Raw genomic sequence first — 24210 nt, 5'->3', positions numbered from 1 at the left:
CCGCTCTTTCTAATCAGGCATATTTCACGACTTCGGATCGGGAAGGCCAAGCACTCTTTTTGAGACGACGTTCAAATTGATCTCGGAGCTGCCGCCCTCGATCGAGTTGGCCTTGGACCGAAGCATGCTGCGCACCGCCGCCAGCTCGCCCTCGGAGAAGCCTTCGCCGCTCCAGCCCAGGCCCTGGTGGCCCAGCCCTTCCAGCACCAGCTCGTTGCGCTCCTGGGCGATCTTGGCGCCGGCGTACTTCATGGCCGCGGCCAGGTTCGACGGCCCGTTGCCGGCCCGCGCGTCGTCCTGCTGGCGGCGCACCGTCAGCTGAAAGGCCCGGTTCTCCATCAGGTGCTCGGTGATCCGGCGGCGCAGGTCGGGGTCGGCCAGCCGGCCGCTGTCGTCCAGGCCCACGTTCGCCTTGGCCGCCTCGATCACGGTCGGCACGCTCACGGCGCCGCCGATGTTGCCGGCGCCCAGGCTGGCCCCGATTCCGTCCCGCTCGTGCTGCAGCAGCCGCTTGGCGATCGTCCAGCCGCCGTTCAGCGGCCCGAACAGCTGGCTCTTCGGCACCTTCACGTCCGTGAAGAACGTCTCGCAGAACGGCGACGTCCCGTTGATCAGCAGGATCGGCCGCACCTCGACGCCGGGCGCCTTCATGTCGATCAGCAGGAAGCTGATCCCCTCATGCTTCTTTGAGGTATCGGTACGTACAAGACAGTAGCATCGATCGGCGTATTGGGCTCCAGAAGTCCATATTTTTGAACCATTTACTAGGAAGTGGTCACCCTTGTCCTCGGCCCGCGTCTGCAAACTTGCAAGATCGGAACCTGCGCCCGGCTCGGAATAGCCCTGGCACCACCAGACGTCGCCCGAGACGATGCCCGGGAAGTGCTCGTGCTTCAGCTCCTCGCTGCCGTATTCCAGCAGGGTCGGGCCGAACATCGACACGCCCATGCCGCCGATCGGGTTGCGGGCGCCGATCTTGCCCATTTCCTCGGCCAGCACGCGCGCCTGCTCGCGGGAGAGCCCGCCGCCGCCGTACTTCGCCGGCCACGTCGGCGTGCCCCAGCCCTTGGCGCCCAGGGCGCGGCGCCACTTCAGGGCGTCCTCGCTCTCGGGGCGCGCCTGCAGCTTCGCCAGCTGCGCGGCGGCGTCGTGCGCCAGCGACTTGGGGAAGTTGGCTTCGAGCCAGTCCTTCACCTCGGCCCGGAAGCCCTCCAGGTCGTGCCCGCCGAAGTCGGCCATCACGCTAGCTCCTTACTTGGGATCCGGCAGGCCCAGGACCCGCTTGGCGATCACGTTGAGGTTCACTTCCGAGGTCCCGCCCTCGATCGAGTTGGCCTTGGTCCGCAGCCAGCCGCGGGTGGCCACGATCTCCGGCGTCTGGAAACTCTCGCCCTCCCAGCCCAGGCCCTGATGGCCTAGCGCCTCGATCATCAGTTCGGACCGCTCCTTGGCGAACTCGGCCGCGGCGTACTTGATGATCGACGTCGCCGCCGACGGTCCGTTGCCGGCCCGGCTCTCAGCGGCCGACCGCGCGATCGTGTGGCGCAGGGCGGCGAAGTTCATCTTGTTCTCGGTGATGCGCCGGCGCAGGTCGACGTCGCCGTCGGCCCCGTACTGCCGGGCGATGCTGGCCAGGTCGCCCGATGCGCCGCCCGCCGACCCGCCCTCGCCGAACCCGGCCGAGATGTTCTGGCGCTCGTACTGCAGCAGCCGCTTGGCGATCTCCCACCCGCCGTTCACCCGCCCGACCAGGTTCTCCTTGGGGATCTTCACGTCAGTGAAGAACGTCTCGCAGAATGGGCTCTCGCCGCTGATCAGCGGAATCGGCCTTGTCTCGACGCCCGGCGAGGCCATATCGATCAGCACGAAGCTGATCCCCTCATGCTTCTTAGACGTGTCCGTCCGCACCAGGCAGAAGCACCAGTCGGCCTTATCGGCATAGCTCGTCCAGATCTTCGAGCCGTTGATCAGCCAGTGGTCGCCCTTGTCCTCGCACTTGGTGGCCAGGCTCGCGAGGTCCGAGCCGGCGCCCGGCTCGGAGTAGCCCTGGCACCAGCGCACCTCGCCGTTGACGATGCGGCGCAGGTGGATCTGCTTCTGCTCTTCGGTGGCGTATTCCAGCAGCACCGGGCCCAGCATCCAGATCCCGAACGCCAGCACCGGCGGCCGGTACTTGCCCGCCGCCATCTCGCGCTCGAGCACCCGCGCCTCGGCGGCCGAGAGTCCGCCGCCGCCGTATTCCTTGGGCCAGGTGGGCGTCGTCCAGCCCTTGGCCGCCATCCGCCGCATCCAGACCGACTGCGGGTCGTCCGATCCTTCAAACGCCCGCCCGCCCCAGACCGCCTCGGGGTCGGTCTTGACCTTGGGGTCGCGCAGCTCGGCCGGATACATCGCCTCCAGTTCCGCACGCACCCCCTTGGCGAAGGCGTCGAGGTCCGTGGCGCCGAAGTCGGCCATACCGATCTCCCAAAGTCGTGTTGTGAGGCACCGAGCTTAGCGTCCGCCCGCGGCAGGGCAAAGCCAGATTAAACGTCTGTTTGAGCGGACCTGACGGTACGTCGCCTATAGAATGGATTCGATGCGACTCCTTCGCCATCCCGCCGTCGCCGCCGCGGCGCCCTGGACTGCAGCCCTGCTGACCCTCGCGGCGGGCGTGCTGCTGCTTGCCTCCGCGGCCACTCCGTCGATCCCCAGCCGCTTCATCCGGCTGATGGAGTTCGAGCCGGCGATCCTGATCGAGATCAGCCACTTCATGTCCAGCGTGCTGGGCCTGGTTCTGGTCATGCTGGCGTTCGGCCTGCGGGCCCGGCTCGACGCGGCCTGGGCCGCCACCCTGGTGACCCTGCTGATCGCCGCCCCGCTCAGCCTGGTGAAGGGCTTCGTCTGGGAGGAGACGGCGCTGCTGCTGGGCCTTGCGCTGGCGCTGGCGCCTTTCCACTTCGCCTTTCCGCGCAAGGCCGCGCTGAACCGGATGGAGGTCACGCCCGCCTGGCTGTTCTCGGCCGCCGCCTTCGTGGTGGGCGCCGGCATGATCGGCCTGTGGTCGTTCCAGAACGCCGACTATGGCGACCTGCCGTGGTGGCAGGTGATGGCGGACGCCGATGCGGCCCGCTCGCTGCGCGCCTGGGGCGGCGCGGCCATCGCCCTTTTCGCGTTCGGCGTCTGGCGCCTGCTGGGTTCGGCCGCCACGCCGCCGATCGTCGGCGAAGAGGATCCCGACTTCGACCGTGTCCGGGCGATCCTGGCCAAGGCCGAGGTAGCCCGCCCCACCTCCAATCTGGCGCTGCTTGGCGACAAGCGGTTCCTGTTCTCGAACTCGGGCGAGAGCTTCCTGATGTTCGGCGTGCGCGGCCGCAGCTGGATCGCCCTGGGTTCGACGGTGGGCCGAAGGGACGAGCGGCTGGAACTGCTCTGGCGGTTCCGCGAACTTGCCGACGCCCACGCCGCGCGGCCCGGGTTCTACAACATCGACGCCGACGATCTGCCCGACATCGTCGAGCTGGGCTTCGCCATCCAGAAGATGGGGGAGGGGGCGGTCTCTCCTCTCGACAGTTTCACCATCGAGGGCACCAAGCGGGGCAATCTGCGCCGCGCCTGGCGCCGCGCCGGCGAGGAGGGAGCGACCTTCGAGGTCGTTCAGCCCCCCGACATCGCGCCCCTCATGCCCGACCTGCGGCGCATTTCCGACGCCTGGCTGGAGACGCATGCCGGCGGGGACAAGAGCTTCTCCCTCGGCGGCTTCCACGACCGCTACATCCAGGAGTTCCCGCTGGCGGTCGTGCGCTGGGAGGGCCGGATCATCGCCTTCGCCAATATCTGGCCGGTGGCCAACCGCGCCGCCTTCTCCATCGATCTGATGCGGTTCGTGCCCGAGGGGCCGCCACGGATCATGGACTTCCTGTTCGTCGAACTCATCAACTGGGGCCGCGCCCAGGGCTATGGCGCCTTCGACTTCGGGATGGCCCCGCTGTCGGGCCTAGACGACCGCCCCCTGGCGCCGGCCCTCAGCCGTGTGGGCCGCCTGATCTTCGACCGCGGCGAGGAGATCTACAATTTCCAGGGCGTGCGCCACTACAAGTCCAAGTACGACCCGACCTGGCAGCCGCGCTTCGTGGCCGCCCCGCGCAAATGGGCCATCCCGCGCCTGATGGCCGACGCCGGGCTGCTCTCGTCGGGCGGCGTGGCGGGTCTCGCCAAGCGCCCCAAGAAGAACGACGAGTAGGCCCTAACGCCCCGGCGGCACGATCCCGGCCATCCGCTCGGCGGTGGCCACGCAGAGGATGGCGGCCGTGGCGCACAGCACCATGATCGGCCGCCACGGGATCATTCGGGGACCCTTCATCGGGTTGGGCGGACGTGCGCCGCGCCAGCCCGCGAATCCGGCCATGGCGAAGAGCCCGAGAGCGATGGCGAAGAGCAGGCCTGCGGTCATGGCCGAGCCCTAGAGCATTCGCCGGTTCGCTTGAACCGGTGAATGCTCAAGCCCTTTGAGGAGAGGCCATCTGGCGGTCCGAGGTCGATCCGGACACCGCGCCGATGGCCGGGCCCCCAGGCGGGCGCGCCATCCACAGGAACAGACATCGCACACCATATGTAGCGTTAGGGTTTCGTTTACACCCCAGGAATCGGTCTCTAGCCTAAAGGCTGCACGGAGCTAGCGATTCGGATGAGCGCGGGGGCGCCCTGGAGTGTCAAGGGGATCGACCCGAAGGCCCGCGAGGTCGCGAAGGACCTTGCCCGGCGCTCGGGCATGACCTTGGGCGAGTGGCTGAACCGGGTCATCCTTGAGGACGACGTTCCCGAGGAGGTCACCGCCGAGGCCCAGTTCGCCGACCGTGCGTTCCGCGCGGAGGCGCCGCGTCTGCGGGCCATCTCGCCGCCGTCGCCGCCAACGGTTCCGGATCTCGCGCGCGTCGCATCCGCTCTTGATCGCCTGACCGCGCGGATCGAGGCCTCCGAGACCCGCACCGGGTTGGCCATCAACGGCGTCGAACACTCTGTCCGCCAGGCGCTGGCCCGCATCGAGACCGCCGAACGCGACCAGAACGCCGCCGCCGTCCGACTTGAGGGGCTGCTGGCCGAAACCCAGGCCGAGGTCCGGGACAACAGCGAGTGGCGCCGCCGCTTCGAGGCGGAACCCGCCGGGCCGCGTTCCGCCGAAGCGATCCGGATGATGGAGACGCGGCTTGCCGACGGCGAGCCCGAGCATCTGGTCGAGACGGTGCTGGAGCGGCTGAGCGACCGGCTGGCGATGGCCGAGGCCCGCACCGCCGCGGCGCTGGAAGACCTGAAGGGCTCGCTCGCGGGCCTGGACCGCCGTGTCGGCGCCGTGGAGCGCGGCGGCGGGCAGGCGATCGATCAGCGCTTCGAGACGCTGGCGCACACCCTGACCCAGCGCGTGGACGCCGTCCGCGCCGAGGTGGCCGACGCGCTGGCTTCGGCCACCGGCGGCGCGGTCGAGGCGCGCTTCGCCGCCCTGGCTCAGCAGGTCCAGGCCGCCGAGCGCCGCTCGGCCCAGGCGGTCGAGGACATCGGTCGCCAGGTCCTGGCGATGGCCGAGGCCGTCGGCCGCAAGCTGACCGACGTCGACAACCGCAGCGCCGAGGCCATCGACCAGGTCGGGACCGAGGTGGCGCGCATCGCCGGAGCCGTCGAACTGCGCTTGGCCCGCGCCGAGCAGACCCAGGCCGAGAGCTTCGAGAAGCTCTCGGCGGACTTCGCGCGGGTCAGCGACTCGCTGGCCGCTCGCCCGGCCGTCGCCAGCGCGCCGGAGCCTGAACCCGAGCCGGCTTTCGAGTCCGCCCCTGCCGCCGTGGCCGAGGCCTTTGAGGCGCCGTCCGTCCTGGGTCAGCCCCCCGAGCCCGAGCCCGAGCCCGAGCCCGAAAGCGCGCTGACCAGCCTGTCCGATCTGGTGGCCGCCCTGGGCCCGCCGCCGGAACCCGAACCCGAGACCCCCACCGTCGCCTTCGGCGCCGAACTGTTCTCGCGCGCCGAGCCGCTGCAGGATGACCAGGTCGAGGTCATCGACCCGCCGTGGCGCCGCCTCGACCTGGATGTGCCCGACGCCGAGCCGCCGGAAGCCTTCGCGCCGCTGGCCGACGACGACCTGTTCGAGGCCGAGCCGCCCGAGCCCACGCCGCAGCTCTCCACCCGCGAGGTGATCGACCGCGCCCGCGCCGCCGCCCGCGCCGCCCAGGACGCCGCCCGCCAGGCCGATGCCATCGACCCTGGCGCCGCCAAGGCGCGCGCCGCCGAGGTTCGGGCTCAGCTGGGCGCCCGCGCCACCGGCCGGCTTTTCCAGGGCTTCAACATGAAGCCCCGCCGGGCGCCGAACTCGGCGCTGCAGACCGCGCTGATGGTGGCGGGCGGGGCCGCGTTCCTCAGCGTGGGCGCCGCCGGGCTCACCCTGATGCAGTTGCCGGGCGCCCCCCAGGCTCCCCAGGCGCCGCAGACCGCGGCCGCGCCGCCGCTGCCGGGAAACCCGCGCGCCGCCATGGTGCTGGGCCCGGGCCTGGTCACCGACAGCACGACCGCGACGCCTTCCGGCCCGGTGTTCGCCGAGGTTCGCGCCGAGATCGAGGCGGGACTCCCCGGCTCGCTGGCCAAGCTGAAGGCCTTGGCCGACGGCGGCCACGTTCAGGCTCAGATCTACCTCGCCCAGCTCTACGACGGCGGGGAAGCGGGCCTGCCCAAAGACCCGGTCGAGGCTCGCCGCCTCACCACGCTCGCCGCCGAGCAGGGCGACGTGAAGGCGATGCATAACCTGGGGGTGTATCTGTTCCGGGGCGAGGGCGGGGCGCAGGACCTGCCCGGCGCCGCCAAATGGTTCCGCAAGGCCGCCGCGGCCGGCGTCGTGGAGAGCCAGTTCAACCTTGGGCTCCTCTACCAGTCGGGCAGCGGCGTGCCCCGCGACGACAGCCAGGCCCGCTACTGGTTCCGGCTGGCCGCCGCCCGCGGCGACGCCGAGGCCCGCAAGGCGCTGGATCAGCTGAAGCCCGCGCCCGCCGCGCCGGCCGCTGCGCGCGCCCCGGCGCCCGCGCCCCGGCCGGCCGCCTCGCTCAACGTGCGCCAGACCCAACTCGTGCTCGCGCGCCAGGGCTATTACGATGGTCCGACGGATGGTCTGCCCAGCGAGGCCTACCGGATCGCCCTGGCGGCGTACCAGCGCGACCTGGGACAGCATTGACGCTGCCCCTCGCGCCAGCCTAGGGCGCTCAGGGTGGACATCTACCTTCCCATCGCCGAGGTCGCGGTGAACGCCCCGCTCATCGTGGCGCTGGGCGCCCTGGTGGGCTTCATTTCTGGGATGTTCGGGATCGGGGGCGGGTTCCTGATGACCCCGATGCTGGTGTTTCTCGGGATTCCGGCGCCGGTGGCCGTCTCCTCGATGGCCAATCACGTGGCCGCTTCGTCCATGTCCAGCGTCATCGCCTACAGCCGGCGGCGCGCCGTCGACCTGCGGATGGGCGCGGTGCTGGCGGCGGGTGGTGTCGTGGGCTCCATCGCAGGCGTCGAGCTGTTCCGCTGGCTGCGCCTGCTGGGCCAGGCCGACCTGGTGGTCTCGATCTCTTACCTTCTGTTCCTGGGCGTCATCGGCGCGCTGATGCTGCGTGAAAGCGTGGGCGCGATCCTGCGCCGCCGGCGAGGCGATCCCGCGCCGCCGCGCCGCGACCGCCGGCCCGTGTGGCTCTACGGCCTGCCGCTCAAGATGCGGTTCCCTCGCTCGCGGCTCTACATCAGCGTGATCCCGCCGCTGGGCCTGGGCGCCTTCGTCGGCATCCTGTCGGCGATCATGGGCGTGGGCGGCGGCTTCATCCTGGTGCCGGCCATGGTCTACATCCTGCGGATGCCCGCCGGCATGGTGGTGGGCACCAGTCTGCTGCAGATCATCGTCACCTCGTCGCTCACGGGGGTTCTGCAGGCCGGCCGCAACCAGACGGTCGACATCGTGCTGGCCCTTCTGCTGATCGTGGGCGGCATCGTCGGCGCCCAGTTCGGCGCCCGCGCCTCGTCCCGCTTCCGGGCGGAGGAGCTGCGCGCGATCCTGGCCCTCATCGTGCTGGCCGTGGGCCTGCGGATGGGGCTTGGCCTCTTCTTCGCGCCGGAAGAGCCCTTTGTCCTGCTGTCGGGGATGGGGGGCTGATGGCGATCGACGCTCCCCCGCCCGCCCCACCGCCCGCGGTCGCGCCCGCCGCGATCTCGGCGGCGCTCACCACCACCAACGTCCAGGTGAAGTCCGATTTCCGCGGCGCGCGCATCGTTCTCTATGGCGCAGTGTTCGACACCGGGACGCGGCCGGCCGACGTGGTCGTGCTGGTCCGCGGCCCCGATCAGCCCGTCCGGCTCACGCGCAAGCAGAAGGTGGCCGGCGTATGGCTCAACAGCCGCCCGGTGGTGTTCCGCGGCGCCCCGGGCTTCTACCGCGCCGCCTCGAACCGGCCGCTGGAGGACATCGCCAACTTCGGCGTGCTGCGCCGCCTGGGCGCAGGCCTGGATCACCTGACCATCAACGCTCCCGAAGAGCAGCGCGTCGATACTCGCTATGGCGTGCGCGACATGGTCGTCAGCCGCCTGGGGGCCGACTACTACGACTGGCGCCGCGCCGTCGTCCGGCTGAAGACCAACGCCGGCCTCTACCATGAGGACGGGCGCGGCGTTCGGTTCGTCGACCGGGGTCTGTTCCGCGCCGAGATCGCCCTGCCCACGGGCGCGCCGACGGGCGTCTACAGGGCCGACATCCTGCTCTTCCAGGACGGCAAGCCGGTCTCGCGGCGCTCGCGGACGCTCACGGTTGAGAAGGTCGGCGTCGAACGGGCTCTTTACGTCTGGGCCCATTCAAGGCCATGGTCATATGGTCTGGCAGCCATGGCGTTCGCGCTGGCGGCCGGTTGGGCGGCCTCGGCGGCATTCCGGAGAGACTGATTGCTCATGGATGACGTGCGGCCCGCCTCCAGGGCGGAGTCCCCTTCCGTAGCGCTTTGGGCCATCGCGCTGTTGGCGCTGTCGCCCTTCCCGGTCACGTCGCTGCTCTTCAGCTTTGGCCCCCCCAAGCTCGCGGGTGCGTCCCTGACCAGCCTCCTGGCTTGGTCCACAGCGGTGCTCTCGTTCCTGGGCGGCGTGCGATGGGGGCTCGAAACCCGCGAGCCGGAACCGCGCTGGATGCGCCAGGCGTTCTCGGCGCTGTGCGCCGTGGCGGCGTGGGTGATCCTGCTGGCGCGCGGTTCGGCCCCCGACACCTGGATCATCGGCGGGTTCATGACGGCGTTCCTCGTCCAGTGGCTGTTCGACCACCAGACCCCCGACACCCCTTCGCGCTATCCGGTGCTGTCCACCGCGGTCACCGCCGCCGCTTGCGTCTCGCTGGCCCTGGCGCTCGAAAAGGCGATGAGCGCTTAGGCGCCGTTCGGCCCGATCCGCGCGTTCGACCCCGCTTTCCTCACGGCGGGCCCCCGTCGGCCATGGCGAACAGCTCGCGGGTCCGCTGGCGGTAGATGTCGGCCACGGCCTGGCGCGAGATCTGCGCCGCGTCCTCGCGCACGGCCAGCCAGTCTTCCTGGTCCCGCCGCAACGCGTCGGGCGGCACGCCGGCCGCCAGCGCCGCGGAATAGGCGCGCTTCATCCGCTGGTCCGCCTGCGCCAGCCATCGGTCGTTGCAGACCATCTCGTAGGCCGGCGTCGGCGCGTCGCGGCAGGCGTCGAAGCGACGAGGCTCAGGCGAGGTGCGCCCGACCGCCGCCTGCGCCGTCTCGGCCGCGCTCGGCGTTTCGCGAGGCATCGGCGGCGCGGGGGGCGGCCGGGGTGCGACGCGCGCCGACGGCGCCGCGGGGATCGCGATCGGCGAGGGGATCACGATCGGCGAAGGCGGCGTCACCATAGTCAAGGCGTCAGTCTGTGGCGGCGGCAGGACCTGCAGGCGTTCGGCGGCCGGAGCCATCGGGGCGGGCGATGGGGGTTCGGCGACCACCACCCGCAGCGGCGCCTGGGCCGGCGCCTGGGGGCCGGCCGTCGGAGCCGCCGAACCTCGGGCCGGATCGCCGTCGCTGAGGGTGGCCCAGCCCACGCCGGCGGCGATCAGGGCGGCGGCGGCGCAACTGGCGACCAGCGGCGAACGCCAGAGCCGCGGTTCGGGCGATGCTTCGCTGCGCCGCCACGCCGGAGTGTCCGACCAGCCGGCGGCTATGGGCGCGTGGTCGGCCGGTTCGTCCCGTGGCGTATCGTCGGCATAGCTATGGAATCCCCCGGACGGGCGCGCATCGTCGTCTGACGCCATGTCGTAGTCCTCGCGAGCGGTCCCTCAGCTGCTTAATCGCCATGGGGGCCAGGGGTTGCGCCGGCGGGCGCGCTTTGCGTGCCCGCGCCGCGCGGCGCACGACATCGAGAGTTCGCGATTGCTCGATTCAATCTGGAACAAGACGCGCCCCCCGTCGGTTGCAGCGGTCGCAGGCGATGGGCCTGGGGAGTTTTCCATGAATCCGCGTCTTCGTTCCGTGGCGGCGATCACCGCCTTTCTGTCTTTGGCCGGCGCCTGGCCCGCCGCGGCCTCGATCGTCATCAACGTAGGCGCCGGCGTACTTCAGCCCGACGAGAACCTGCTCTTCAACAACAACCCGCCTGCGGGTCTCGCGATTGAGGGCCAGACCAACCAGACGAGCACGCTCGTGACCATTGAAGGCGGTGAGACGCTTGCGCCGTCAGGCGGTCAGGCGCGGCTGGACGCCGCCGATGGCTTCCTCAGCAGCACGTTCACGTTCCGCGGATTTGCCGGCCAACTCGCGGGTTTCGACCTCTCCGATCCTGCGCTCGCTTTCAACGAGACCGAGTTCCGTCTCTTCGGCGGAACGGCGACCGAGGTGACGCTGACTTTCGTCGACACACAGGGCGAGGTCTTCCAGGAAACCTTCGGGATCCCAGCCAACGGGTTCTTCAACGCCGGCACGCTGGACGGCCAGATGATCGACTTCTTCAGCATCGCCGCGAACGGTACGATCGGCGACATCCGCCAGATCCGGATCGGCGGCATCCAGGCCGCGGTGCCTGAGCCGGCCACCTGGACGATGATGATCCTGGGCTTCGGCGCAGCGGGCGCCATGCTGCGCACGCGTCGCCGCCTCGCTTACGCCTGACGGGAGACCCTCCGAGGGGAGGGTCGCTCATCTCGCTGTCGATCAGACCGGCTGCGACTTCGTCGGCGTCACCCGGCCGTCGTCCAGGTCGTAGCGGGCGGCGACGATCTTGAGCTGTCCCGCCAGCACCCGCGTGCGCAGCGGGCGCGAGCCCGCGAAGATCTCGGCCGCGGCGTGGGCGGCGTTCAGCGACACCGCCGCATCCAGCGGGTCGGCGGCGCCGGCCGGCACGGCGCGGACGGCAGGGCTGATCAGGGCGGCCAGCGCGCCGATGCGCGTGTCCTTGTCATCGGGTGATCCGCGGCCCGCCAGGGCCTCCGCGGTGGCCTTGACCGCCCCGCAGCGTTCGTGGCCCAGGGCCATGATCAGGGTCGAACCCAGGTGGATCACGGCATACTCGATGGAGGCGAGCGTCGCGTCGTCCACCACATTGCCCGCCACGCGCACGACGAACAGATCGCCCAGGCCCTGGTCGAAGATCAGCTCGGGCGGGACCCGGCTGTCGGCGCAGGCCAGGATCACCGCGAAGGGGCGCTGGCCGGCGGCCACCTCGATTCGGCGCACGGCGTTGGCGTTCGGGTGCGCCGACAGCCCGGCGCAATAGCGCGCGTTGCCGGCCATCAGGCGGTTCATCGCCTCTTCGGGCGGGATGGACGGCTCGGCGGCGTGTCCCGCCGCGGCGTGCGGGTCTGCGGCGGGGGCAGGGGCCGCAGGCTTCTTCGGCGCAGGCTTGCGCTTGGGACGCGGCTTGGGCGCCTCGGCGGCGTGCTCGACGCCCCCTTCGGCCAGCGCATAGGCCGGCGCGGCGACCAGGCCGGCGCCCAGCGCCAGGATCAGCTTGCGGCGATGAAGGTCGGTCATGTCCGATCCCCGTGATCAAATTCCGCGGGGATCAGACCTCATAAACCCTAAGATGCGGTGACGCCGTTGCGTCGCGAACTGCGACTAGTCAGCCCTGTTCGACACGATGCCGTTCAGCTGCCAGCCCACTTCCTTGGCCAGCACCTCGAAGAAGGCGGGCTCGTAGGCCTGCTCGGGATCGGCCCGCACCAGCGCGTCCATCTTGTGCGCGTCGTCGCCCACCAGGATCCGCCAGCGCTCGGCCTTCACCCCGTCCAGGATGATCTTCGAGGCCTCGGCCGCCGTGGTGGGCGCATTCTCCAGGAACCGTCGCGCCTGCTCGTCCGCCATGGCCTGGATGGCGGCGTCCGGAACCTGGCTGACGTCGACCCCGGCCCGGGCCATGCGCGTCCGCGCCCGGGCGATCTCCTCGGCGCTCAGCGTGCTGTCGTCGACGCCGCGGATCACGCGGCGCGAGTTGCCCGCGATCATCGTCCCGATGTGCCCCGGCATCACCACCGAGCACTTGATGTGGGGCGCATTCAGCCGCAGGTCGGTGATCAGCGCCTCGGTGAAGCCCTTCACCGCGAACTTCGCCGCCGCATAGGCCGTGTGCGAGACGCTGGGGCCCAGGCTGGCCCAGAAGCCGTTCACCGAGCTGGTGTTCACGATGTGCGCCTCGTCGGCGTTCAGCATCATCGGCAGGAAGGTGCGCACGCCATAGTAGACGCCGCCCCAGCACACGTTGAACGTCCGCTCCCACTCGGCCCGGTCGTCGTTCACGATCGAGCCGCCGCCGCCGATCCCGGCGTTGTTGAACAGCAGGTGCAGCTTCTCGGTGTCGTGCAGCTTGGCCGCCTCGTCGCGGAAGCGGATCAGCGCCTGCTCGTCGGACACGTCGGCGATGTGGGCCGTGATCCGGGCGCCCTGCGGGACGCCGTCGGCCTGGCACAGCGCGATGGTCTCCTGCATTGCGCGGTCCGACACGTCGCACATGGCGACGCTGCAGCCCTCGGCGATCAACTGGCGCGCCAACTCGCGGCCCATGCCCGTGCCGCCGCCCGTGACCACCGCGAACTTCCCGGCGAAATCCTTCATGACGCTCTTCCCTGTCTTTCGTTGGGACGACGATAGCCCCGGGCGACGGCGACGTAATCCGTCACCCCACGTCAACGGCCCCGTTCAGCGACCCACGAGCACCGTCTTCGAGACCGCGTCCCGGCGTACGGCCGCCTCGGTGAAACGCAGGTCGTCCCAACCCTTCTGCGAATAGAGGCGCGTCTGGTCCGCCGCGTGCGGCGAGTCCGGATTGCTGGACTGGGAATACGACAGCACGCCCTGGCTGACGGGACCCTTGGGCGTGAACTCGACGGTCATGATCCAGCTGGAGCCGTGGCGGATCTTGGTCCATCCCTTCTCGGCCACCAGGTTCACCGGCGTGATGACGTTGAAGATGCCCTCCGGGCCCGGCCCGCCGTGGATCGGGATGCGCTCGCCGTTCGCGCGCGGCTCGGTCTGCACGGCCCGCAGCGGCGCATCCATCGGGATGTTCAGCGCGCGGAGTTGCGCGACCGCGTCCACAAGGGCCTTCAGCACCCGCGGGTCGTCCACGTCCAGGGTGTGCGGTGTGTTCACCGGGTCCTTCGGGTCGAACGGGACCTTGAAGCGTAGGCCGCCCTTCTCGGCGAACAGGCGGAAGACGTGCGCCCCGCGGCTGTCCAGGTCGAGCTTGAGATCCCAGCCCGCGAGCGCGGCGCAGGCGTCGGCCAGCTCCGGGTTCGCGCCCGCCGCGGCGCGCCGGCACAGGCCCACGAGGGAGTCACGGGTCAGCTCGGCGCCCAGGTTGCGGTTGTTGAACAGGACGCCCTGCACGGTTTTCAGGTCGAACTTCGGCGCGCCCAGGCCATCGACGCCGGCCACGCGATCCTCGATGAGCTTCAGCGACAGGCGGGTCCGCAGCGAGCGCTCCGTCCTTTCCTCGCCGAAGATGCGTCCGAAGCCCTCCAGCGGCTGCTTCGGATTGGTGAGCCAGTAGCTGTCGTTCGAGTTCGAGGTGAAGTCGTCGCGGAAGATCTGCGGCAGCGCCTGCGGCGGGTAGATCCCCGCCGTCGCCGCCTTGGGGTCGCTGTCCCAGTCGCAGGCGGCCTTCGATCCGTCCAGGATCGGGATACGCATCGTCTTCCAGGATGTCCGCGCCGTCTCCGAGATCGCGCAGGTCTCGGCCTTGGCGTCGGTCACGAAGGGCAGGGGCCCGATATCGCCGTAGAACGCCTTGCCCTTCGCATCCACTGCGGTCGTGTTGAAGCCGGCGGCCTGGAAGCGGCTGAGCGCCCCCTGCAGTTCGCGCACGTTCCGGGCTCGCCACATGACCATGTATTGATCGAGCCCCCGCAGGTCGACAGGCGCATCTCGCACCGCGAAGGCCCGCTCTTTCGTCCAGGGGTTGGTGGGCGTCTCCACCACAGGGCCGAAGCGCGTCGCATAGGCCGTCCGCGTGACCGGCTTCAGCCCCTCGGGCGTCTTCACCTGGATGGTCACGTCCATCCGATCCATGGGGACCGCCTGGCCTTCGAAGAGGTAGGCTGTGGGGTCCTTGGGATCGAGCGTGAGTTCGAACAGGCCGAACCGGCGCGCGGTCGAAACGGTGTGGGTCCATGCCACATGAGCGTTGTGGCCGATGCCGATGGACGGGCTGTTCTGGAGCCCGGCGCCCACGAAGTTGAGCTTGCCCGGGATGATGAAGTGCATCCGCACGAAGCGGTTGATGCCATCCCACGGATAATGCGGATTGCCCAGCAGGACGCCGCGGCCGGACTTCGTCACCTCGCGGCCCAGCGCGAAGGCGTTGCTGCCCTGGCCCTCCGGAACCGGCGAGCGCGGGGCGGGCCCCTGGGGCGCCGCCAGGTCGGGAACCCCGGGCGGGGCGGCGCCCGCCACGCCGGCCATCAGGGTCGGCTGCTGCCCGGCCATCACGGTGCGCCAGTAGTCGGTCTCGTCGAAGGGTCGGATCCAGGCCGCGCCACGGCAGCGGGCGTCCGGGATCTTGTCGGCGCCCACGTCGGCCACATAGCGATTGAAGCCGGCCATGAAGCCCCTGGCCAGGCTCCGCGCATCGGCCGATGGCTTGTGGCCGCCCGGGACGTCGCCCGCCAGCAGTTTCTCCAGCCGTCCCGACTGGATCAGGCCACGGTGATAGATGTCGCTGACGACGTTGGCGTCCTTTTCGCCGGGACCCAGGTAGCGCGCGCGTTCGCCGCGCACCGTCATGATCCGCTCGGCGAAGTCGCAGTAGTTGTCCTGGGCCGCCGCATACCCCGCGCCGTAGCCCAGGCTCCCATAGTCGCGGGCCACCACATGTGGCGCGCCATAGGCCGTCCGGAACACCTCGGCGCGGTACGGCGTCTCCGCCGCCGCGGCCCCGCCCGCGGCTCCGGCCAGCCACGCCGCCAGTATCGTCAGTGCAGCACGCTTCATCGCTTCCCCCCGTCCGATATGTTCGACCGGTTGGGCTCAGGCTAGGCCCGTGGCGGCGAGGTTGGAAGCCGCAGTGCGGGTCAGCCCGCCTTCTCGCGCTCCACGCGGGTGGCGGGCGTGCAAGGTCGGGACGGGCGTCTCAGACCAGCGGCGACAGGTCCGGCGGCGGGGGCATCGGGCGCGTGGCCGGCACGTTGGCGCCGCCCGTGTTGCCGTGTGGCAGGCGGCCCAGGATCGACAGGAGTCCGCCCGCCGCCAGCCGCAGCAACTGGCCTGCCACCTCGCGGCCGTCGCGGCGACGCCACCCGATCCTCAGCATCATCCAATGGGTCCAGCTGTGCGCGCCGGCCCAGGGCTGGCCCAGCACATGGGCGCGCTCCAGCAGGCGGAACGCCTCGTCCAGGTCGCCGTCCACATAGGCCAGACGGGCGAGGGCGGCTTCCCGCGCGAAGGCGGCGCGGCGTTCGGGGGTTCGCTTCATGAGGTCAGGCCGGAGCAGCGGCATCGGAAGGCCATGTGGTGGAGGCGCTCGGTCATGGCCGCCAAGGTTGCGCTTCCTGCACCCGCGGCGCCATCCGCGAGTTCGCCGCAGGCCTCTGCGGATTTGCAGATGAGTGAGAACAAACCCGCGCCTTTCCCCTGGTCAAACGTTCCTGATCGGCGTTCACTATCGGAAATCCCGGGAGGAACTATTCGATGGCCGACGGACACGTGGCGCAGATCACGAAGGAACAGGCGAAGGCCGAGGCCTGGTCGCTGCCGATCGAGAAGCTGAATCCGGCCCAACCCGAGCTGTTCCAGGCCGACGCCATGTGGCCGATCTTCGAGCGCCTGCGGAAGGAGGACCCGGTCCACTACACCGAGGAGCACGAGTTCGGGCCCTACTGGTCGATCACCAAGTACAACGACATCATGGCGATCGACACCGACCACCATCGGTTCTCGTCAGACTTCATGAAGGGCGGCATCACCATCGCCGGCGGCCAGTCCAACATGGACCCGCTGCCGATGTTCATCGCCATGGACCCGCCCAAGCACGACATCCAGCGCAAGGTGGTCTCGCCGGGCGTGGCCCCGCCGGCCCTCCATGCCATGGCCCCGCAGATCCGCGAGCGGGCCGCCGCCATCCTGGACAGCCTGCCCATCGGCGAGGAGTTCGACTGGGTCGACCTGGTTTCGAAGGAACTCACGGCCATGACCCTGGCCACCCTGTTCGACGCGCCCCAGGCCGACCGCCGCAAGATCACCTACTGGTCCGACGTGGTCACCGCCGCCCCGATGCCCGGCGGCATCGTGGAGTCCCTCGAGCAGAAGATGGCGATCTTCGGCGAATACCACGCCTACTTCACCGGCCTCTGGAACCAGAAGGTCAACGCGCCCCCGGCCGGCGACCTCATCTCGATGCTGGCCCACAATCCGGCCACCCGGAACATGGAGCCGCGCGAGTACTTCGGGAACGTCGTGCTGCTGACGGTGGGCGGCAACGACACCACCCGCAACACCATCTCGGGCTCGATCCTGGCGCTCAACCAGAACCCCGACCAGTACAGGAAGCTGCGCGAGAACCCCGAGCTGATCTCCTCGATGGTCTCCGAAACCATCCGCTGGCAGACGCCGCTCGCCCACATGCGCCGCACCGCCACCGAGGACGTCGAGTTCCAGGGCAAGACGATCCGCAAGGGCGACAAGGTCGTCATGTGGTACGTCTCGGGCAACCGCGACGAGACGGTGATCGACAACCCCAACGCCTACATCATCGACCGCGAACGGCCACGCCAGCACATCTCGTTCGGCTTCGGCATCCACCGCTGCGTCGGCAACCGGCTGGCCGAACTCCAGCTCCAGATCATCTGGGAGGAGATCCTCAAGCGCTTCCCGGAGGTCGTCGTCACCGCCGAGCCCAAGCGCTCGCTCTCCACCTTCGTGAAGGGCTACGAAACCCTCCCGGTGATCATCCCCAAGCGGAACTAGGCGCGCCGCCGACACCTTCTCCCGCAAGGGAGAAGGCTCGCCAGACCACGCTTACTTTGCGCCGGCGATGAACGCGTCGACCCGGCTTTCCACGACGTCCAGCGGCAGCGGGCCCGCGGCCAGGATCACCTCGTGGAAGGCCTTGAGGTCGAACTTCGGACCCATCGCCTTCCGCGCCTTCTCGCGCAGCTCCAGGATCTTCAGCTGGCCGATCTTGTAGCTTGTGGCCTGGCCCGGCGTCGTGAAGTAGCGGTCGACCTCGCGGGCGATGTCCAGGTCCGAGCTCAGCGTGTTGGCGCGCATGTAGGCGATCGCCTGATCGCGGGTCCAACGCTTCTGGTGGATGCCGGTGTCCAGCACCAGGCGCACGGCCCGCCAGATCTCCAGGCTCAGGCGGCCGAAGTCGTCATAGGGGTCCTGGTAGAAGCCGGCTTCTTTGCCCAGCTTCTCGGCATAGAGGCCCCAGCCCTCGATGTAGGCGCCCTGATAGCTGAACCGGCGGAACATCGGCAGGTCGGCCTGCTCCTGGGCGCGCGCGATCTGGAAGTGATGCCCCGGCGCGCCCTCGTGATAGGCGATGGCCGGAAGCTGCACCTTCGACACCTGGGTCATGTCGGACAGGTTCACGTAGAAGATCCCCGGCCGTGATCCGTCGGGGGCGCCCGGGTTGTAGAAGGCGGTGGAGGCGGTCTTCTCGCGGAACGGCTCGACGGCGCGCACCTCCAGCGCCTGCTTGGGCAGGGTGGAGAACTGCTTGTCCGCCACCGCCATGTAGTCGGCGATGATCTTCTTGGCGTCGGTCAGGTACTGCTGCTTGCCGGCGTCGGTGTTGGGGTACTTGAACTTCGGGTTTGTCCGCACCTCGGTGAGGAACGCGTCCAGGTCGCCCTTGAAGCCCACCTTCACGCGGATCGCGTCCATCTCCTTGCGGATGCGCGCCACCTCCGACAGGCCGGTGGCGTGGATCTGGTCCGGGGTCAGCGGGGTGGTCGTGTAGAAGGCGACCATGTCGGCATAGAACGCGTCGCCCTGCGGCAGAGCCCAGACGCCGGTCACACTCGTGGCCTTCTTCGACATCGCGGTCAGTGCGGCGATGTAGCGATCGTAGCCGCGCTTCCACTCGCCCTTCAGCGCCGCTTCGGCGTCGGCCTTCAGCTTGGCCTTGGCCGCCGCGTCGATCGACAGCGCGTCCACCTTGGCCTTGAAGTCGGCCCACACGGGATGGTCCGCGCCGCCGTCGAACGGGGCGCCCTTGATCTGGTTCTGGGCGTCGGGGATCACCCGGCCGAACACGAACGCCGGCGGCAGGAAGCCCTTGGCCGTGCGCTGGTCGATGTCGTCCGAGACCTCGCCCGCCACGCGCTCAAACGCCTTCAGGCGCGCGATGTAGGCCTCGGCGTCGGCGGTGTCGGCCACCTTGTGCGCGTTGATCAGCAGCACCGGCAGGTTGTCCAGCGCGCTGCCGGTGGAGCTCACGGCATAGCTCTGCCAGTACCACTTGAGCTGGACGGTCTGGGTCTCCGCCGTCTTCTGGAACAGGTCGTACGAAAGCTGCGAGGCGGGCGACAGCTTGGCGCGGTCGAACTCGCGCTTCATCCGCGCCACCAGCGCGTTGCCGGCGTCCACCTGCTTCTTCTGGCCCTCGTAGGTGTAGTCGCCCAGTTCGTTGTAGCGCTGCTTGATGCCCAGTTGCGTCAGCGTCTCGGGACTCATCCGCGCCATCTCCAGGAACGCGGCCTGGAAGAAGGCGGCCAGGCGAGCGTCCTCGGACTGCGCGGCGGCCGGCGCCGGCGCCGCGGCGGCCGGCGCCTGGGCCAGGGCCGGCGCGGCGATCAGCGCGGCGCTCAGCGCCAGGATGGAACAGGCGGTGCGAAACATTGGCGGCGTAACCCCGAAGCGATTGCGTGACGCAGGCTTAGTGGCCCGCGCCCGCGCTCCGAAGTGAATTCCCGGTAAGGGTCGGCGGGCCCATCTGAGCCGACGCTTCAGCCGCCGCCCGCGCCGAATCCGGCCACGTGATTGAGCCGCGCCCAGCTGCGGCGGTGGGCCAGCGGCTCCACGGGCTGGCGTCCCGACAGGCGGGCCAGCCACCGGTCCTCCGCCTCGTCCGCCTCGCGCCAGCACAGGGCGACGGCGGTCTCCAAATCGCCGTCGCCCGCGGCATCGATCCGCGCCAGGAACCGCGCCTCCAGCGCGTCGCGTTCGGGCGCGATCTCGGCCAGCGCCGCGCAGAAATCGCCCAGGGCGGCCCGGTGCAGCGCCTCATGCCGCCACCAGCGAGAGCCGTCGGCCCGGTCTCTCGGCGCCGGTCCGAAGTCGGGCGCCGCCGCGCTGAACACGAACGGCTTGAAGACGCTGATGCAGGGCGCCGAACTCCCGGTCACCCAGTGCACGCTGCGCCCGCCCTTGAGCTCGCTCACCATCGATCCCACCGACTGGCTGCGCCGGGCCCCCGTCGAGGCGTGCATGCAGATCGTCCGCCGCGCCGTATTGGCCGGGCTCCAGTCTGCGTCGTCGCCGTGGTCGCGCAGGATCGCCATCATCGACGCCGGCGTCAGCGCGGGCGCCGTCCGGTCCAGCAGCGCCTGGCCCCGCGCGCACCGCCCGCGGCCGAAGCTCACCGCATCGCGCGCCTCGTCGATCAGGCTGGCGGCCACGTCATAGGCGGCGCCCCGGTCCAGGTCGGCGCTGATCCCGTCATAGCTCGCGCCGATCGAATAGGCGTTCGACAGCGCCCTCGTTGTCCGCACCCGCTCCCACACCCACGACCGGCCCGCCGTCTCCAGCACATAGGCTTCCGCGCTGTCGGCGATGATGAAGCCGTTGTTGTAGTAGAACCGCCCCAGGTGCCCGCAGTCGCCGCCCTGGCCGTACGCCTCCAGCAGCCCGACGATCACGTCTAGCGCCTCGCGCGCCGTGCCGCCCCGCTCCAGCCCCAGCCGCACCAGGTCCATGCCGATCAGCGCGCGCCGCCGCTGGGCCGGCGTCTTCGCGTGCAGCGCCTCGTTGCCGATCGCCACCCCGGCCTCGTTCACCCCCATCTCGGCGCCCCACATCCAGAAGGGGCGGCTGAGCAGGCACGCATAGGTCCGCGGCGCGTCGGGCAGGGTGATGTAGGTCGCCTTCAGCACCGTGGGCTCGGCGTTCACCCGCGCCGGCGACAGCTCCAGCCTCTGCGCCTCGTTCCGCTCCCGGTCGCTGTTCTTGGCGAACAGCACCGCGCCCCGCTGCGTGGCCGCCGCCAGCGCGGTAAGCGTGTCGCACACGGGCCTTAAGACCGCGGCGCCGGCGGCGCCTTGCAGGGCTTGATGTCGGCCGGCTTGGGCCGCTTCACCGGCGCCTCGAAGATGGCGATGTAGCCGATCCCGCCGTCCAGCGGCGTGTTCGACAGCTGCCTGTAGCCCACCGCCTCGAACTCGCACTTCAGCAACGCGGGCGGCGTGCCGTGGCTGTTGGTCGGCCGGTCCAGGTCGATCACGCCCACGCGGCCGCCCGGCTTCAGCGCGTCGCCCAGCCGCCACAGCAGGGCGTAGGGGCTCTCGATCTCGTGGTACATGTGGACCAGAACCGCCCGGTCCACCGCGCCCGCCGGCAGCTTGGGATCGTCGGGCGTGCCCACCACGATCTTCACGTTCTTCAGGTTGCGCCGCTCGGCCTCGCGCTTCAGGCCGGAAAGGTAGGCCTCGACGATGTCCTCGGCATAGACCACGCCCGTGTCGCCCACCGCGGGAGACAGGCGAAGCGTGTGATAGCCCGACCCGGCCCCGATATCGGCCACCGCCATCCCGGGCTTGATCTCCAGCTTCCGGATTAGCTGCCCGGACTCGTCGGCCGCGTCCCGGTCGGGCCCGTTCGACCACTCGGCCGCCACGATCCCCGCCACCGGCCGGTCCGGCATGGGGAACCCGGCCGCGTCCCGCTTCACCGGCGCCGCCTGCGCAGCCGGGCCCTCCACCTGCGACGAACAGGCGGCGATCAGCAATGTTGCGACGAGGGTGACGAGACCGAAACGCATCGATCCCTTTCCAGCCGAAAACGCGCGCGGGCGCTAGGGGCTACGCGTTGAGCGGGGGTGAAACCAAACGGGAACATGCTATAGCGCCTCCCATGGCCGACGCCGCGGGCCTTTCCGCCGATCTTCTGCCGCCCAAGTTCCAGGCCTGGTTCGCCGGCCGCGGCTGGGCGCCGCGTGCGCATCAGCTCGAGATGGTGGCCAAGGGCCGCACCGGGCAGGACGCCCTGCTGATCGCGCCCACCGGCGGCGGAAAGACCCTGGCCGGCTTCCTGCCCAGCCTGATCGAGATCGCCGAGCGGCCCCCCGCGAACAGTCCTCGCGGCCTGCACACCCTCTACATCTCGCCCCTGAAGGCGCTGGCCGTGGACGTCGAGCGCAACCTGAATGCGCCGATCCTGGAAATGGGCCTGCCGATCGTCGCCGAGAGCCGCACCGGGGACACCGGCATCGCGCGCCGCCAGCGCCAGCGGGTGAAACCGCCCGACATCCTGCTCACCACCCCCGAACAGCTCGCGCTGCTCTGTGCCTGGGAAGGCGCGCGCCTCTACTTCGAAGACCTGCGCTGCGTGATCCTGGACGAGATCCACACCCTGCACGCCTCCAAGCGCGGCGACCTCCTGGCCCTCGACCTCGCCCGCCTGCAACAGCTCGCGCCCCACATGCGCCGCGTGGGCCTGAGCGCGACGGTGGACGATCCCGAGGTCATCAAGACCTGGATGGCCTCGCACGGCCCCAACGCCCCCTCCGTCAGCTTCGCCGACACCTCCCCCGCAAGCGGGGGAGGAACTCATCTTCCCAGTTCCTCCCCCGTGCCAACGGGGGAGGGGGACCCCGAAGGGGTGGAGGGGGCGCTGGTGCGCCACGGCCCCCAGTCCATCGCCCTGGTCCGCGGCCCGCCCGGCGCCGAGCCCATCGTCGACGTCCTGCTCTCGGAAGGCCGCGTCCCCTGGGCCGGCCACACGGCCCAGCATGCCATGGCCGAGGTCTACGACGTCATCCGGCGCTCGAAGATCGCGCTGATCTTCGTCAACACCCGCTTCCAGGCCGAGTTCGCCTTCCAGGAGCTGTGGAAGATCAACGACGACGGCCTGCCGATCGCGCTCCACCACGGCAGCCTGGCGGCCGAACAGCGCCGCAAGGTCGAGGCCGCCATGGCCCGCGGCGAACTGCGCGCGGTGGTCTGCACTTCCACCCTCGACCTCGGGATCGACTGGGGCGATGTCGACCTGGTCATCCAGCTGGCCAGCCCCAAGGGCGCGAGCCGCATGGTCCAGCGGATCGGCCGTGCGAACCACCGGCTGGACGAACCCAGCCGTGCGCTCTTCGTCCCCGCCAACCGCTTCGAGATGCTGGAGTGCCAGGCCGCCCGCGAGGCCATCGCCGAGAACCGCCTCGACGGCGATCCGCCGCGCGTCGGCGCCCTCGACGTCCTGGCCCAGCACGTCATGGGCTGCGCGGTCTCCGAGCCCTTTGACCTCTTGGAACTCTACGATGAGGTCCGCTCAGCCGGGCCCTACCGCGACCTGCCCTGGGAGGACTTCGAACAGGTCGTCGATTTCGTCTCGACCGGCGGATACGCACTGAAAACCTACGACCGATTCCGACGCATCGTGCAGGGACAAGACGGGAAGTGGCGCGTCCGCAACCTGCAGATCGCCCAGCGTCATCGTCTGAACGTGGGAGCCATCGTGTCGCCGGCCATGTTGTCCGTCCGTATCGCCGCCCGGGGAGGCCCCAACAGAGCAGGAAGGGGCGGGCGCAAGATCGGGGAAGTCGAGGAGGGCATGCTGGAAATGCTCGATCCCGGCGACACCTTCGTCTTCGCCGGCCAGGTCTGGACGCTGGTGGGCATCACCAACCTCGACGTGCTGGTCAGTCCCGCCGCCAACAAGGACCCCAAGATGCCGTCCTGGGGCGGCTCGAAGTTCGCGCTCTCCACCTACCTGGCCAAGCGCGTGCGCCAGCTGATGTTCGACCAGAGCCACTGGGCCGTCCTGCCCGACGACGTGCGCGAGTGGCTGGAGGTCCAGAAGGACAAGTCCCTCATCGTTGGCGAGGACGAGCTGCTGCTCGAGACCTTCCCGCACAGGAAGCGCCACTTCCTGGTCTGCTACCCCTTCGAGGGTCGGCTGGCCCACACCACGCTCGCCATGCTGCTCACCCGCCGGCTGGAGCGCCTCGGCATCGGCCCGCTGGGCTTCGTCTGTAACGACTACGCCATGGCCATCTGGGCGCTGGAGCCGATGGACCGCGTCGACCTCGACGCCCTGTTCGACCAGGACATGCTGGGCGACGACCTCGAAAGCTGGCTGCAGGAGAGCTTCATGATGAAGCGCGCCTTCAAGGGCTGCGCGATCATCTCGGGTCTGATCGAACGGCGCTTCCCGGGCGCCGAGGCCAAGACCGGCCGCCAGATCACCTTCTCCACCGACCTGATCTACGACGTGCTGCGCCGCCACCAGCCCGACCACCTGCTGCTGCGCTGCGCGCGCGATGATGCGGCGACCGGCCTCATCGACGTGGCGCGGCTGGGCGACATGCTGCACCGTATCGCCGGCCGCATCCGCCACGCGGCCCTCGACCACCTGTCTCCGTTCTCGGTGCCGATCCTGTTGGAGATCGGCAAGGAACGCTCGCCCGGCGACGCCCGCGAGATGATCCTGGCCGACGCGGAAGCCGATCTCATCGCCGAGGCCACCCAGTGAACGACGTCCGCGTAACCGAAGCGCCCATTCCTCCCCCTTTGGGGGAGGGGGACCGTGCGCAGCACGGTGGAGGGGGCTTCAG

At 70.0% G+C, this 24210-nt stretch carries 19 protein-coding genes; 8 read left to right on the top strand and 11 right to left on the bottom strand.

The window, feature by feature from the left end; translation table 11 throughout:
- Positions 1-24: 24 nt before the first annotated feature.
- Together EPN98_RS06745 and EPN98_RS06740 are read right to left on the bottom strand one after the other, a co-directional pair.
- Entirely contained in the window at positions 25-1239 is a 1215-nt protein-coding gene (locus EPN98_RS06745; protein WP_293361811.1) for an acyl-CoA dehydrogenase family protein, read from the bottom strand.
- A 12-nt stretch (positions 1240-1251) separates the two neighbouring features.
- Positions 1252-2457, bottom strand: coding sequence for an acyl-CoA dehydrogenase family protein (locus tag EPN98_RS06740; protein ID WP_293361809.1), 1206 nt, complete (start codon positions 2455-2457; stop codon positions 1252-1254).
- 121 nt (positions 2458-2578) lie between these two features.
- Here EPN98_RS06740 and EPN98_RS06735 point away from each other — a divergent pair, with 121 nt between their 5' ends.
- Positions 2579-4222, top strand: coding sequence for a phosphatidylglycerol lysyltransferase domain-containing protein (locus tag EPN98_RS06735; protein ID WP_293361807.1), 1644 nt, complete (start codon positions 2579-2581; stop codon positions 4220-4222).
- A gap of 3 nt (positions 4223-4225) precedes the next feature.
- On the opposite strand, the gene EPN98_RS06730 is transcribed toward EPN98_RS06735, so the two are convergent.
- Positions 4226-4432, bottom strand: a complete 207-nt coding sequence (locus EPN98_RS06730; protein WP_293361805.1) for a hypothetical protein — start codon at positions 4430-4432, stop codon at positions 4226-4228.
- 234 nt (positions 4433-4666) lie between these two features.
- Between EPN98_RS06730 and EPN98_RS06725 the strand changes: the two genes are divergently transcribed.
- Genes EPN98_RS06725 through EPN98_RS06710 form a run of 4 tightly spaced genes read left to right on the top strand, consistent with a single transcriptional unit; the run spans position 4667 to position 9396 of the window.
- Positions 4667-7186: a tetratricopeptide repeat protein gene (locus EPN98_RS06725; protein ID WP_293361803.1), complete on the top strand. Its 2520-nt coding sequence runs from the start codon at positions 4667-4669 to the stop codon at positions 7184-7186.
- 33 nt (positions 7187-7219) lie between these two features.
- Entirely contained in the window at positions 7220-8143 is a 924-nt protein-coding gene (locus tag EPN98_RS06720) for a sulfite exporter TauE/SafE family protein (protein WP_293361801.1), read from the top strand.
- Entirely contained in the window at positions 8143-8922 is a 780-nt protein-coding gene (locus tag EPN98_RS06715) for a TIGR02186 family protein (protein ID WP_293361799.1), read from the top strand. The genes EPN98_RS06720 and EPN98_RS06715 overlap by 1 nt, the downstream gene beginning before the upstream one ends.
- Before the next feature lie 6 nt (positions 8923-8928).
- Positions 8929-9396, top strand: a complete 468-nt coding sequence (locus EPN98_RS06710; RefSeq protein ID WP_293361831.1) for a DUF3429 domain-containing protein — start codon at positions 8929-8931, stop codon at positions 9394-9396.
- Positions 9397-9436: 40 nt separating this feature from the next.
- On the opposite strand, the gene EPN98_RS06705 is transcribed toward EPN98_RS06710, so the two are convergent.
- Complete coding sequence (locus tag EPN98_RS06705) at positions 9437-10270, bottom strand: hypothetical protein (protein ID WP_293361797.1); 834 nt, start codon at positions 10268-10270, stop codon at positions 9437-9439.
- A 55-nt stretch (positions 10271-10325) separates the two neighbouring features.
- Here EPN98_RS06705 and EPN98_RS06700 point away from each other — a divergent pair, with 55 nt between their 5' ends.
- Positions 10326-11123, top strand: a complete 798-nt coding sequence (locus EPN98_RS06700; protein ID WP_293361795.1) for a PEPxxWA-CTERM sorting domain-containing protein — start codon at positions 10326-10328, stop codon at positions 11121-11123.
- Positions 11124-11165: 42 nt separating this feature from the next.
- Here the strand turns inward: EPN98_RS06700 and EPN98_RS06695 are convergent, their stop codons facing one another.
- The 4 genes from EPN98_RS06695 to EPN98_RS06680 form a co-directional block, all read right to left on the bottom strand.
- Positions 11166-11984, bottom strand: coding sequence for a carbonic anhydrase (locus EPN98_RS06695; RefSeq protein ID WP_293361793.1), 819 nt, complete (start codon positions 11982-11984; stop codon positions 11166-11168).
- An 84-nt stretch (positions 11985-12068) separates the two neighbouring features.
- Positions 12069-13061 (bottom strand): SDR family NAD(P)-dependent oxidoreductase, encoded by a 993-nt coding sequence (locus EPN98_RS06690; RefSeq protein WP_293361791.1) that lies wholly within the window; start codon positions 13059-13061, stop codon positions 12069-12071.
- An 84-nt stretch (positions 13062-13145) separates the two neighbouring features.
- Positions 13146-15437 carry a penicillin acylase family protein gene (locus EPN98_RS06685; protein WP_293361789.1) on the bottom strand — a complete coding sequence of 764 codons (2292 nt, stop codon included), beginning with the start codon at positions 15435-15437 and terminating at the stop codon, positions 13146-13148.
- A gap of 139 nt (positions 15438-15576) precedes the next feature.
- Entirely contained in the window at positions 15577-15918 is a 342-nt protein-coding gene (locus tag EPN98_RS06680; RefSeq protein ID WP_293361788.1) for a DUF3703 domain-containing protein, read from the bottom strand.
- A gap of 215 nt (positions 15919-16133) precedes the next feature.
- On the opposite strand from EPN98_RS06680, the gene EPN98_RS06675 reads away from it, so the two are divergent.
- A complete protein-coding gene (locus EPN98_RS06675; RefSeq protein WP_293361787.1) occupies positions 16134-17408 on the top strand; it encodes a cytochrome P450 in 1275 nt (424 codons plus the stop codon).
- 51 nt (positions 17409-17459) lie between these two features.
- On the opposite strand, the gene EPN98_RS06670 is transcribed toward EPN98_RS06675, so the two are convergent.
- From EPN98_RS06670 to EPN98_RS06660, 3 genes are all read right to left on the bottom strand, one after another.
- Positions 17460-19286 carry a DUF885 family protein gene (locus EPN98_RS06670; RefSeq protein ID WP_293361786.1) on the bottom strand — a complete coding sequence of 609 codons (1827 nt, stop codon included), beginning with the start codon at positions 19284-19286 and terminating at the stop codon, positions 17460-17462.
- A gap of 107 nt (positions 19287-19393) precedes the next feature.
- Positions 19394-20674, bottom strand: a complete 1281-nt coding sequence (locus EPN98_RS06665; RefSeq protein ID WP_293361785.1) for a C69 family dipeptidase — start codon at positions 20672-20674, stop codon at positions 19394-19396.
- A 5-nt stretch (positions 20675-20679) separates the two neighbouring features.
- A complete protein-coding gene (locus EPN98_RS06660) occupies positions 20680-21423 on the bottom strand; it encodes a methyltransferase domain-containing protein (RefSeq protein WP_293361784.1) in 744 nt (247 codons plus the stop codon).
- A 92-nt stretch (positions 21424-21515) separates the two neighbouring features.
- Here EPN98_RS06660 and EPN98_RS06655 point away from each other — a divergent pair, with 92 nt between their 5' ends.
- Positions 21516-24128 carry a ligase-associated DNA damage response DEXH box helicase gene (locus tag EPN98_RS06655; RefSeq protein WP_293361783.1) on the top strand — a complete coding sequence of 871 codons (2613 nt, stop codon included), beginning with the start codon at positions 21516-21518 and terminating at the stop codon, positions 24126-24128.
- The last annotated feature ends 82 nt before the right edge of the window (positions 24129-24210 follow it).

It is taken from the genome of Phenylobacterium sp. (assembly GCF_004299445.1).
In the GTDB taxonomy this organism is placed as follows: domain Bacteria; phylum Pseudomonadota; class Alphaproteobacteria; order Caulobacterales; family Caulobacteraceae; genus Phenylobacterium.
This window is presented reverse-complemented; position numbering and strand designations above follow the sequence as displayed.